Genomic DNA, 12,169 nt, shown 5'->3' on the forward strand with positions numbered 1-12,169 from the left:
GGCTTTCGGTGAAGGTGTCGGCGCCGCGCATGGGGGTCAAGGTCAAGTGATGTGGGAGGCTCCGGTGAGCTTACCGGGGGTTGGGCTGCTGGGCTGGATGCGTGGGAGGTATTTCTTCAGCCTGCTAAGTGGGCCGCCCTGCGGACACGCAACACGGCGGTGCACAACAAGCCGCCCACTGCAGTACTTTGAGGAACACGAAAAATGGAACAAGCCACCGTCTCCGGCGTTGCCGTCAACCGCAACCTGGCCAGGGTCTCCGTGCTCGGTATGCCCCACCAGCCCGGCATTGCCAGCCATGTTCTGCGCACCATGGCCGATGCCCGCATTGATTCGGGCGCGATCGTCCAGAACGTGGGCAAGGACGGCAAGACCGATCTCAGCTTCACGGTGCACAGCAGTGACTGCGTGCGCACCGTAGAGCTGCTGCAGGATCAAGTACTTCCCACACTGGGCGCGCGGGAAGTTGTAGGTGACACCGGTGTGTGCGAAGTCAGCATCGTCGGCATCGGCATGCGCAGCGATGTGGGTGTGGCCAGCAAGATGTTCGGCACGCTCCGCGAAGCGGGCATCCAGGCCCAGATGCTCTCTGCTTCCGAGGCCAAGACCTCGGTGGTGATCGAAGAAACGCAGGTGGAACTGGCCGTGCGCAGCCTGCGCGAGGCCTTCGCATTGGACCCGCAGACCGCCCAGGCTGCCTGAACCGCCTCCGAAATGAGGCATAATAGCGGGATTGGAAACGTGACCGAGTGGCCGAAGGTGCTCCCCTGCTAAGGGAGTATGGGGTGTAGAGCCTCATCGAGGGTTCGAATCCCTCCGTTTCCGCCAGAGCTAAAAAAACCCGCCCTAAACCAGCGGGTTTTTTTACGTCTGCCCCCATCAGCACTGATCCTATGTAAAACAGGGTGGCGCGCTATGGTTTCATAGGGTTCTATTTGCAAACTCCATCCAACTAGCTTCCATGCTCACTCAACTATCTATGCTTTACAGAAATTGAGCCATGCCAAATCGAATCCTTGATGGAAATCCGCAATTGCCATGGTTGAGTCCTTTGGAAGACTGTGGGTGGCGCGCCGCGTGCACGAGTTCCCATGGCGCTTTTCCCCTTTTGCATTTGCCGCTTTGCTGCGGCTGCGCTAGAGACAACAAAAGGCCCGCCTAGCGCAATGCCGGGCGAGCCGTGTGTGACATGGTGCGGCCTATGTCGCGTGGCCTATCTTCAGGGGTACAGCGCGTAGGGCTGCACTTGAATGCTGCCACCACCAATCACGAAAACGCCCGCGAGACTGGTGAACACTTCCGCCTGCAGCGTGAGGCGGCCCAATTCTGCCACTGCATCCCCCGTGGAGCTATCCACCGAATAGACGATTAGCAGCATTTGGCGGGTCGCATTGTTCATTGAAGTTGCAACGCGTAGGATTGTATTGGCCGGGAAGTAGCCGATGGTGGCGACATTCGCAGCAGCGGACTTGCCATCCGCGCCGACGACCCATTGCTCAGACTGTATCCGGCCATCTTGTTGAAATATCACCCCCACCCCTCTAAACCAAAGCAACTGGTTCACGGGTGAGGTGGGGCTGGGGCCTTGCCCAATGTTTTGCCACGCACCGGAAGCGTTTGGAGCCGCGTGGAAGCAGATGCCTGCATGGCCGCCGCTGGTCGCCTCTGGCACGATGTCAAAGAAAACGCCCCGAGCACCATTCGTTTGGAGATAGTCCAACCCCAGCTGGAAGGCCTGATTCTGCGGAGCGCCCACGTACCGTGAGGACGCCGAGATGACTTTGTGCGCTCCCACGGCGAGGCCTGCGCTTTGGGCTTGTACGACACCCGGAACTGCGGCCATCAGTGGCAGAAGCGTTGCGGACTGGAGAATCTTGCGACGTTGAATGGTCATAGAAATCTTCAAAGAGTGATTAATGGAAATGCACGCTTTGGCAAGCCGACTCGGGCTCTGCGACAGGCTTGGCTTAGGAGTCAGTGCGCCTTTTGGGTGCAAAAACATCATGTCACGCGAGATGTGAATGTCTTGCTAATCGTTGGCCGCAGATACCGCTTTTACGAATAGACACGCGCGGGCACTGTGCAACAGCGGTCGTGATGGTCGTGGCACAAAAAACAGGTTCATTGGAGTTCCTTGGACGGGATGATTGAGTCGAAGATTTCTAGGGCGTGGCCGGGGCCTGTGGCGCTCAGAGCTTCCAGCGTGTGCACCCCTCACGGGTGCTCTTCGTCGTTCAGATTGATGTAGCGCGGCGTTGAGTTTGGCTAGGTAGTGTCGCGTCGGGCTTCGTGCCTCCAACAGCCACCGGGTGTGTGGAGGAGTTGCTGCCGCGCAGTGCGCCCCACGCGGCGCTGGTGATGTCCCGGTTCAGGCTGCGAATGCGTCCGCTGAACCGGGTTCCATTTGGCCCTTGAGAGAGACCCTGCCCAGTCCGCAGTGCGGTGGCACGCGCTTTGTCGCCATCCTGGTCACTCGTCGATCGAGGCACTCCAGCGGCTTCCCCAGTCGCCGCCGCCGGGGCGGCTGACCTTGTCGATCTCGCGGCGGTCGCGTTTGGTGGGGCGGCCTTCTTGCAGGGTGGCGGCGGGCTCGGGGGCGAGGCGGCGCAGCTCGGCGGCTTTTTCACGCGCGGCGATGCTGTCGGCGGTTTCTTCGTACAGTTGTTGCGCGACAGGCGCCGGGCCGCGCGCGCCGCTCAGGCCCAGCACACGCACGGTGCGCGCCACGGGCCCCTGGCGCAGCGCCACGGTGTCGCCGCAGCGCAGGTCGCGTGCGGGCTTGGCCAGTTGGCCGTTGACGGTCACCCGGCCCTTGCCGATTTCGTCGGTGGCGAGGCTGCGGGTCTTGTAGAAGCGGGCGCACCAGAGCCACTTGTCCAGGCGCATTGTCTCCAGGTTGCTCATGGGCGTGATTGTGCCGCTTGTGCCTCGGGTGGGCCATCGGCCGCAGCGCTGGGCAGCGGCAGGCGCACCACAGCGTCCAGGCCCGCCACCCGATGGCCCGCCATGCGGTTGGTGAGCGTGATGCTGCCCTCCAGCGCCTGCACGATTTCGTGGCAAATCGCCAGGCCCAGGCCACTGCCTGTGCGCACATCGCCCGCCGAGAACGGCTGGAACAGTCGGGCGGCCAGTTCGTCGTCGATGCCGGGGCCGTGGTCGCTGATGGTGAGCGCCACATGCCGTCCGTCGCTGCGCAGGTCCACCGTGAGTTCGCTGCCAGGCGGCGCATGGCGCACGGCGTTGTGCAGCAGGTTGCGGCTCAGCTCTCGCAGCATCCATTCGTGGGACTGCACCAGCGCGGGCTCGGTGTGGATGCCGAAGTCCAGGTCGCGTTGGGCGATCAATGGCGATATCTCCAGCGCCACGGCGCGCAGGATGTCGTCGAAGCGGGTGGCGGGCGGGGCGCTTTGCTGGCGCAGCTGCTCCACCTTGGCCAGCGCCAGCATCTGGTTGGCGAGCTGGGTGGCACGGTCCACGGTGTCGCTGATTTCATGCAGGGCCTGCCGGGGTTCCACGTCGCCATGCAGGGCCGATTGCACCTGGGTCTTGAGCACGGCCAGGGGTGTACGCAGCTGGTGTGATGCATCGCGCACAAAACGTTTCTGGTGCCTGAGCAGGTGCCGCAGGCGCTGCATCACTTCGTTGGTCGCGTCCACCAGCGGTTGCAGCTCGCGCGGGGCCAGGGGGGCGGCGATGGGGCTCAGGTCGCCTTCGCGCCGGGCCTGCAACTGCTGGCTGAGCTGGCGCACGGGCCGGGTGGCGCGTTGCACCACCAGCACCACGGTGAAGCCCACCACGGCGATCAGCAGGGCCTGGCGCAGCAACGTGTTCCACAGGATCTGCAGGGCCAGGGTTTCGCGCACCTCCAGGGTCTCGGCCACCTGAATCACGGCCATGGCACGCCCTTCGGAGCTGGCCACAGGCTGCAGCAGCACGGCCACGCGCACGTCCCGGTCGCGGAACCGGTCGTCGTAGAAGTCGACCAGGGCCGCGTAGGGCGGCCGATCGGGAATGCGGCCCTGCCAGACCGGTAGGTCCTCAAAGCCCGACACGATCTCGCCCTTCAGGGTCGATACGCGGTAGAACATCCGGCTCTGGTTGTCGGCCTCAAAGGCCTCCAGGGCCGAATAGGGCACGATGGCGCGCAGTTGCGCCGCATCGTCGAAGCCTTTCACATCGAGCTGCTCGCTGATGCTCTTGGCGGACGCCAGCAAGGTGCGGTCATACGCCGTGTTGAGTGAGGCCAGCGTCTGGTGGTACAGGCTCCAGGTGTTGATGCCGATGAACAGTGCCACCGGCAACAGGATGCCCAGCAGCAGGCGCCGCCTCAGCGAGTGGTGGCGCGCCACGGCCTGGGTCGTGTTCTGGCTCATGCATCGGCCCGCAGCAGGTAGCCCAGGCCGCGCAGCGTCATCAGGGTGAGGCCTGTGCCGGCCAGCTTCTTGCGCAGCCGGTACACCACCACCTCAATGGCTTCGTACTGCACATCCAGCTGGCCAGGGAACACCAGCTCATACAGCCGCTCCTTGGTCACGGCATGGCCGGGTTGTGCCAGCAGCGCGTGCATCAGCGCCAGTTCGCGGGGGGTCAGCTCCATCACCTCGCCGTTCAGGTACAGCGCGCCGCTGTCCTTGTCGTAGCGGATGGCGCCGATCTGCAAGGTGCTGGGCGCCAGGGGCGCCACGGTGGGGTCGGCGCTGCGGCGCACCAGTGCACGCAGACGCGCTTCCAGCTCGTCCAGGTCAAAGGGCTTGGGCAGGTAGTCATCGGCCCCTGCGTTCAGGCCCACCACACGGTCGCCCACCGTGCCCCGTGCCGTGAGGATCAGTACCGGGGTGCGCAGCCCACGCGAGCGGGCCTGCTGCAGCACCTGCAGGCCGTCCAGGCCGGGCAGGGTGAGGTCCAGGATGATCGCGTCGGGCTGCAGGGCGGTCCATTGGCTCAGGGCCGCGCGCCCGTCGCCCACAGCGGTCACTTCCATGCCACGACGCGTCAGCGCGCGGTGCAGCGTGGCCTGCATGGTGGGGTCGTCTTCTACAAGGAGCAATTGCATGCGCGGCACCATAGCACCGTCTCGTTGGGCGGGATGCATGAGTGTTTTCCCTGAGTCTGAGGACAGCCGTTTGACAGGCAGCGCGCGCATCATCGGGCAGTCCGAAAACCAATCAGGAGACTCCATGCGTCGCGATACCTTTCTGAAATCACTGGCAGCCATGGCTGCTGCGGGTGTGTTGCCCGTCTCGGCCCAGACGGCGTCTGCCATCAAGATGATGATCCCCGCCAACCCGGGCGGTGGCTGGGACACCACCGGCCGTGCGCTGGGCAAGGCCATGCAGGATGCGGGCGCTGCGGCGTCGGTGTCTTATGACAACAAGGGCGGTGCGGCCGGTGCGATTGGCCTGGCGCAGTTCGTCAACGCCAGCAAGGGCGACCCGAACGCGATGATGGTGATGGGCGCCGTGATGCTGGGCGGCATCATCACCGGCAAGCCCCCCGTGGGCCTGGACAAGGTCACGCCCCTGGCGCGCCTGACCAGCGAATACAACGTGTTCGTGCTGCCCGCCAATTCGCCCTTCAAGACCATGAAGGACGTGATCGACCAGCTCAAGAAAGACCCCGGCAGCGTGAAGTGGGGCGGTGGTTCGCGTGGCTCCACCGAACACATCGCCGCCGCCATGATTGCCCGTGAAGTGGGCGTGGACCCTGCCAAGATCAACTACGTGGCCTTCCGTGGGGGTGGCGAGGCCACCGCCGCTATCCTGGGCGGCAACGTCACCGTGGGCGGTAGCGGCTACAGCGAGTTTGCCGAGTACATCACCGCCGGCAAGATGCGCGCCGTGGGCGTGACCTCGGGCACCCGCCTCAAGGGTGTGAACGTACCCACGCTCAAGGAGCAGGGCATCAACGTGGAGATCGGCAACTGGCGCGGCGTGTATGGCGCCCCTGGCATCACGCCCGAGCAGCGCAAGGCCCTGATCGATGCGCTGTCCAAGACCTACAAGCACAAGGCCTGGCAGGACGCGATGGAAAAGAACGGCTGGACCCCCGCATGGATGGCGGGCGACGAGTTCGCCAACTTCGTGGACAGCGAGTTCGCCAGCATGCGCGCCACCATGGCCAAGTCCGGGATGATCTGATCGGGAACAAGGCTTGGCTGCCGCACTGCCCGCAGGGCAGGGGCGGCGGCCTTGCCTGCTGGTTGGTGCGAAGGAAAAAACATGACACAACAACATTCATCGCGCTCCAAGCCCCTGCAGACCCTGGTGGGTTCGGGCCTGGTGCTGCTCTCGCTGGGCCTGGCCTGGGGGGCCAGCTCCGTCAGCTCCGAGGCGGGCTACGGCGGCGTCGGCCCCAACTTCTTCCCCTGGGTGGTCAGCATCGCTTTGCTGATCTGCGGCGTGCTCTGTGTGGTGCATGCGCTCACGGGCGGCTTCCGGGCGCTGGAAGACGGCTCTGGCGACGAGCGCGCCCACTGGAAGGGCTTCATCTGGGTGTCGGCCGGGCTGCTGCTCAACGCCCTGCTCATCACCACGCTGGGCTTCATCCTGAGCTGCGCGCTGTGTTTTGTGCTCTCGGTGCGCGGCTTCAAAAGCTCCGAAGGCGAGCTGGACCTGCGCCTGCAGGCCTGGATCAAGGATTCCCTCATCGGCCTCGCAGTGGCTGCACCGGTGTACTGGATGTTTACGAAATTGCTGGCCATCAACCTGCCCGGCCTCACCAACACGGGGTGGCTGTAAGGCCCGCACACCATGGAAACGCTAAATCTCCTCATGCAGGGTTTTGCCACAGCGGCAACACCCATCAACCTGCTGTGGGCCTTTGTGGGCTGCATGATCGGCACCGCCGTGGGTGTGTTGCCCGGTATCGGCCCGGCCGTGGCCGTGGCCATGCTGCTGCCCATCACCGTGAAGGTCGAGGCCACGGCTTCGATGATCTTCTTTGCGGGCATCTACTACGGCGCCATGTACGGTGGCTCCACCACCTCCATTTTGCTGAACACCCCCGGTGAGGCGGGCTCCATGGTCACGGCCATGGAGGGCAACAAGATGGCCAAGAACGGCCGCGCTGGCGCCGCGCTGGCCACGGCGGCCATCGGCTCGTTTGTGGCGGGCACCATTGCCACGGTGCTGGTCACGTTCTTTGCGCCGCTGGTCGCCGAATATGCGGTGCGCCTGGGCCCGCCCGAATACTTCATGCTCATGGTGTTGGCCTTCACCACCGTGAGCGCGGTGCTGGGCAAGAGCACGCTGCGTGGCATGGTGGCCCTGTTTGTGGGCCTGGCCATGGGGCTCATCGGCATCGACCAGATCACGGGCCAGGCCCGCTACACCGGCGGCGTGCCCGAGCTGATGGATGGCATTGAGGTGGTGCTGATCGCCGTGGGCCTCTTTGCCGTGGGCGAGGCGCTGTACAACGTGATGTACGAAGGCCGGGTGGACGAAACCCAGAACCGCCTGACCAGCACCCACATGACCAAGGAAGAGTGGAAGCGCTCCTGGCCCGCCTGGATTCGCGCCACGTTCATTGGTTTCCCGTTTGGCACCGTGCCTGCGGGCGGCAGCGAGATCCCGACCTTCCTGAGCTACGCGGCTGAAAAGAAGCTGAGCAAGAACAAGGAAGAGTTCGGCACCACCGGCGCCATCGAAGGCGTGGCGGGCCCCGAGGCCGCCAACAACGCGGCCATCACGGCCACGCTGATCCCGCTGCTCACGCTGGGCATTCCCACGTCCAACACCACGGCCATCCTGCTGGGCGCGTTCCAGAACTACGGCATCCAGCCTGGCCCGCAGCTGTTTGACACCAATGGTGCGCTGGTGTGGGCGCTGATCGCGTCGATGTACATCGGCAACGTGATGCTGCTGATCCTGAACCTGCCGCTGGTGGGCCTGTGGGTCAAGCTCTTGAACATCCCCAAGTCGTACCTGTATGCAGGCATTCTGGTGTTCTCCACGCTGGGTGTGTACGGCATGCGCCAGAGCGCGTTCGACCTGGTGCTGCTGTATGCGATTGGCCTTCTGGGCGTGGTGATGCGCCGCTTTGACTTCCCGGCCGCGCCGGTGGTGGTGGGCATGATCCTGGGCCCCCTGGCCGAGGCGCAGATGCGCAACGCCGTCGCAATTGGCGAAGGCAAGTGGACCATCTTCCTGGAGCGCCCGGGCTCGGTGACCCTGATCGTCATCGTGCTGGCCGTGCTGATCGTGCCGCGCCTGCTGCGCCGCTGGGCAGCACGCAAGATGGCGCTGGCGCAAACCTGAGCCTGACGGCCTTTGCCAACAAAAAAACCGCGCCTTCCAGCGCGGTTTTTTTATGGGTCAGCGGCAATGTCATCGCAAGCCAGACACCCAAGGCCCTGACGCCCTTCGATGCCCTCCCCACCAGGATGGCTTGCTCAACGGGGGCCGATTCTATCATAAAATGCGAATAGTTCTTATTTGCAAGGATGGCGCATGCATTCACTTCCGCAGGAGTTTCTGGCGCTGTGCCGCCAACTGGGGGATGCACAGCAGCGCTGCAGTGCCGCCATGCAGACGCAGGCCCAGCAGATTGAGGCCCTGACGGCCGAGGTGGTGCGCCTGCGGGGCGCCATCATCGTGCGCGACACCCGCCTGGCGCTGGCGCAGGACGAGCTGGAGCAACTGCGGGCCGCCAGCCCCGGCCTGCCGCGCCGCCAGGCCATGGCGCGGCACATCGGCCTGCTGGCAGAGCGCATCACCGCCTTGTCGCGCGAATGCCTGCGCTGGCGCCAGGCGGCGACCGCAGGGCAGGCCTCGGCGGTCAGCGCGCCCCGGCAGGGCGGTGGCGCTGTGCTGATGGCTGCAGCACCTTCCTTGCCGATGCCACGGGTGCCGCCGCAGCCGCGCGCAGGCCACGGACCCCAACAGCGTGCGCAGGCCGGGGAGGGCGCCGCGTTCGAGCGGGGCCGCAACATGGCCCTCGATGCCAGCCTGGCCGCCGCCGACCTGGTGATCTGCCAGACGGGCTGCATCAGCCACGACGACTACTGGCGCGTGCAGGACCACTGCCGCCGCACGGGCAAGCCCTGCATCCTGGTCGATCAGCCCCTGGCCGTGCGCGAGGCACAGGCGCTGGCCGCCCTCCGGCCCATGGTGGTGCTGCGCATGGCCTCAGTCGCCCTGCCTGCGGCGTCCGGACAGCCTGAAGACGCAAAAATCTGAATCAAAATGGCCGTTACCGCGCGGTGGTATTGCCTTGATTGCTATTAAAACAATAGCAATCAATGCGCCGAGCGCAGCCTCTGCCCGCGTGCGCAGGCGGGTGCCGGGCGCCAGCGCCGCGCTACCATCCGCAGATGCCCTTGCTTGTTGACGACGCCCCCGCCCTGCCGCTGGATGCCCAGGGCATTCTCGAACTGGCGGCACGCTCCATGTTTCAGCTGTTCTCCAGCGTCAGCCAGGGCATGTTCCTGGTGGACCGCAGCGGGCGCATCGTGTGGGTGAACGAGGGCTACCAGCGCTTTCTGCCCGACCTGGGGTTTTCGTCGGTCGACCAATTCGTGGGCCGCACGGTGGAGGAGGTGATCCCCAACACCGAGATGCGCCGCGTGCTCGAAACCGGCCAGCCCGTGCTCATTGACCTGCTCACCAACAAGGCGGGCACCTTTGTGGTCAGCCGCATCCCTCTGCGTGACGACGCCGACCGCGTGATCGGCGCTATCGGCATCGTGCTGTTCGACCACCCCGAGACCACGCTGCAGCCGCTGATCAGCAAGTTTGCGCTGCTGCAGCGCGACCTGGACGATGCCCGGCGCGAACTGGCCAGCCAGCGCCGCCGCAGCCTGGCCGTGGCGGGCGATGGCGAGCGGCGGTCCAAGTACACCTTTGCCAGTTTCATCGGTTCCAGCCCCGCTGCGGCCGAGGTCAAGCGCCAGGCGCGGCGAGCAGCGCAGTCCACCAGCCCCGTGCTGCTGCTGGGTGAAACCGGTACCGGCAAAGAGTTGCTGGCCCACGCCATCCACGCCGCATCCAGCCGCGCCAGCGGCCCGTTTGTGAGCGTCAACATCGCCGCCGTGCCCGACACGCTGCTCGAAGCCGAATTCTTTGGCGTGGCCCCGGGCGCCTACACCGGCGCCGACCGCAAGGGGCGCGACGGCAAGTTCAAGCTGGCCGATGGTGGCACGCTGTTCCTCGACGAAATCGGCGACATGCCGCAAAGCCTGCAGGCCAAGCTGCTGCGGGCCCTGCAAGAGGGCGAGATCGAGCCGCTGGGCAGCAACAAGCTCGTGCCTTTCAACGTGCGCATCCTGGCCGCCACCTCGCGCGATTTGGCGGCCCTGGTGCGCGAGGGCAAGTTCCGCGAAGACTTGTTCTACCGCCTGCATGTGCTGCCGGTGCGGGTGCCGCCGCTGCGGGTACGGCGTGGCGACATCCCTGCGCTCGTCGAAGCCCTGGGCGAAGACCTGGCGCTGCGCAACGGCACGCCCCCGCCCGAGCTGCTGCCCGATGCCATGGCCCTGCTGGCGGGCCAGCCCTGGCGCGGCAACATCCGCGAGCTGCGCAACGTGCTGGAGCAGGCGGTGATGCGCGGCGAAGGCCAGTCCATCGATGCCGCGCAGCTGGAGCGCATCCTGCGCGAGGCAGGTGTGGAGCCCGCCGCCCCCGCCCCGGTGCAGGACCCGGGCCACGCCGCCGACGCCGAGGACGAAAGCCGCTACCTGCGCCCGCTGGCCGAGCAAGTGGCCGAACTGGAGCGCAAGGCCATTGCCGCAACCCTGAAGGCCCACGGCGGCAATAAGCTGGCCACCGCGCGGCAGCTGGGCATCTCGCGTGCCACGCTCTACGGACGTCTGGAAAACCCTGAATAAATTTCAGGCAAATGTCTGAATTTCAGGCATTTGTTGTGTATTAAATTCAGGCAGTGTCGCTGAGGTGTCAGTAAAAGTATCTTTGAAATCAAGCACTTGGATGCTGGCACAGACTGTGCAATAAAGAAGCATCACAACAGGAGACATCGCCATGCACCGTCGCACTTTGGTAGCCCTTGCCACCGCAGCCGTTACCGCCGCCACGCTTTCCGCCCCCGCGTTCGCCCAGACCGGCGAAATCCGCATTGCCCACGTGTACAGCAAGACCGGCCCGTTGGAGGCCTACGGCAAGCAGACGCAAACGGGCCTGATGATGGGCCTGAACTACGCCACCGGCGGCAGCATGACCGTCAATGGCAAGAAGCTGGTGGTGATCGAGAAAGACGACCAGGGCAAGCCCGACCTGGGCAAGAGCCTGCTGGCCTCGGCCTACTCGGACGACAAGGCCGACATCGCAGTCGGCCCCACCTCCAGCGGCGTGGCCCTGGCCCTGCTGCCCGTGGCCGAGGAATACAAGAAGATCCTGCTGGTGGAGCCCGCCGTGGCCGACGCCATCACGGGCGACAAGTGGAACAAGTACATCTTCCGCACCGGCCGCAACAGCAGCCAGGACGCCATCTCCAACGCCGTGGCCATCGACAAGGCCGGTGTGACTGTGGCCACGCTGGCGCAGGACTATGCCTTCGGCCGCGACGGCGTGAAGGCCTTCAAGGACGCGCTGAAGAACGCCAAGCTGGTGCACGAGGAATACCTGCCCACCACCACCACCGACTTCACCGCCGGTGCCCAGCGCCTGATCGACAAGCTCAAGGACGTGCCCGGCCGCAAGGTGATCTTCATCATCTGGGCTGGCGCGGGCAATCCGTTCAAGATCGCTGACCTGGATTTGAAGCGCTACGGCATCGAGATCGCCACGGGCGGCAACATCTTGCCCGCCATGGCCGCATACAAGAACTTCCCTGGCATGGAAGGCGCCACGTACTACTACTTCGGCATCCCCAAGAACCCCGTGAACGAAGCCCTGGTGGCCGCTCACTACAAAGAGTTCAAGACCCCGCCAGACTTCTTCACCGCTGGTGGCTTCAGCTCGGCCATGGCGCTGGTCACGGCCCTCAAGGCCACCAATGGCGACACCAACACCAACAAGCTCATCAAGACCATGGAAGGCATGAGTTTTGACACGCCCAAGGGCAAGATGACCTTCCGCAAGGAAGACCACCAGGCCATGCAGAGCATGTACCACTTCAAGATCAAGGTGGACCCGGCCTTTGCCTGGGGCGTGCCCGAGCTGGTGCGCGAGATCAAGCCTGAAGAGATGCAAGTTCCGATTCGCAACAAGCGATAAGG

General features: G+C 64.9%; 10 protein-coding genes, 1 tRNA gene and 1 pseudogene. 8 read left to right on the forward strand and 4 right to left on the reverse strand.

Features of this window, described 5'->3' with window-relative positions; all coding sequences use genetic code 11:
- Positions 1-204 precede the first annotated feature (204 nt).
- Positions 205-702 (forward strand): annotated as a pseudogene (locus ACYZGB_RS20465) (ACT domain-containing protein); the annotation flags it as partial.
- Positions 703-735: 33 nt separating this feature from the next.
- Positions 736-828, forward strand: a tRNA-Ser gene (locus ACYZGB_RS20470).
- A gap of 391 nt (positions 829-1,219) precedes the next feature.
- Here ACYZGB_RS20470 and ACYZGB_RS20475 read toward each other — a convergent pair.
- The 4 genes from ACYZGB_RS20475 to ACYZGB_RS20490 form a co-directional block, all read right to left on the reverse strand.
- Positions 1,220-1,894: a hypothetical protein gene (locus ACYZGB_RS20475; RefSeq protein WP_462390686.1), complete on the reverse strand. Its 675-nt coding sequence runs from the start codon at positions 1,892-1,894 to the stop codon at positions 1,220-1,222.
- A 575-nt stretch (positions 1,895-2,469) separates the two neighbouring features.
- Positions 2,470-2,904, reverse strand: a complete 435-nt coding sequence (locus ACYZGB_RS20480; RefSeq protein WP_094287374.1) for an RNA-binding S4 domain-containing protein — start codon at positions 2,902-2,904, stop codon at positions 2,470-2,472.
- Positions 2,901-4,373, reverse strand: a complete 1,473-nt coding sequence (locus ACYZGB_RS20485; protein ID WP_462390687.1) for a sensor histidine kinase — start codon at positions 4,371-4,373, stop codon at positions 2,901-2,903. Before ACYZGB_RS20485 ends, ACYZGB_RS20480 begins: the two co-directional genes overlap by 4 nt.
- The gene (locus ACYZGB_RS20490) at positions 4,370-5,053 is read right to left on the reverse strand and encodes a response regulator (RefSeq protein ID WP_462390689.1); all 684 of its coding nucleotides are present in this window, start codon (positions 5,051-5,053) and stop codon (positions 4,370-4,372) included. Before ACYZGB_RS20490 ends, ACYZGB_RS20485 begins: the two co-directional genes overlap by 4 nt.
- 124 nt (positions 5,054-5,177) lie before the next feature.
- Here ACYZGB_RS20490 and ACYZGB_RS20495 point away from each other — a divergent pair, with 124 nt between their 5' ends.
- The 6 genes from ACYZGB_RS20495 (at position 5,178) to ACYZGB_RS20520 (ending at position 12,167) form a co-directional block, all read left to right on the forward strand.
- Positions 5,178-6,137 carry a Bug family tripartite tricarboxylate transporter substrate binding protein gene (locus ACYZGB_RS20495; protein ID WP_462390691.1) on the forward strand — a complete coding sequence of 320 codons (960 nt, stop codon included), beginning with the start codon at positions 5,178-5,180 and terminating at the stop codon, positions 6,135-6,137.
- An 81-nt stretch (positions 6,138-6,218) separates the two neighbouring features.
- Positions 6,219-6,737 carry a tripartite tricarboxylate transporter TctB family protein gene (locus ACYZGB_RS20500; RefSeq protein WP_462390692.1) on the forward strand — a complete coding sequence of 173 codons (519 nt, stop codon included), beginning with the start codon at positions 6,219-6,221 and terminating at the stop codon, positions 6,735-6,737.
- A 12-nt stretch (positions 6,738-6,749) separates the two neighbouring features.
- The gene (locus ACYZGB_RS20505) at positions 6,750-8,255 is read left to right on the forward strand and encodes a tripartite tricarboxylate transporter permease (protein ID WP_462390693.1); all 1,506 of its coding nucleotides are present in this window, start codon (positions 6,750-6,752) and stop codon (positions 8,253-8,255) included.
- A 192-nt stretch (positions 8,256-8,447) separates the two neighbouring features.
- A complete protein-coding gene (locus tag ACYZGB_RS20510) occupies positions 8,448-9,176 on the forward strand; it encodes a DUF2325 domain-containing protein (RefSeq protein WP_462390695.1) in 729 nt (242 codons plus the stop codon).
- A 134-nt stretch (positions 9,177-9,310) separates the two neighbouring features.
- Complete coding sequence (locus tag ACYZGB_RS20515; protein ID WP_462390696.1) at positions 9,311-10,822, forward strand: sigma-54 interaction domain-containing protein; 1,512 nt, start codon at positions 9,311-9,313, stop codon at positions 10,820-10,822.
- Between the two features lie 151 nt (positions 10,823-10,973).
- The gene (locus ACYZGB_RS20520; protein WP_300212036.1) at positions 10,974-12,167 is read left to right on the forward strand and encodes a substrate-binding domain-containing protein; all 1,194 of its coding nucleotides are present in this window, start codon (positions 10,974-10,976) and stop codon (positions 12,165-12,167) included.
- The last annotated feature ends 2 nt before the right edge of the window (positions 12,168-12,169 follow it).

This window comes from Acidovorax sp. Q11 (assembly GCF_054950075.1).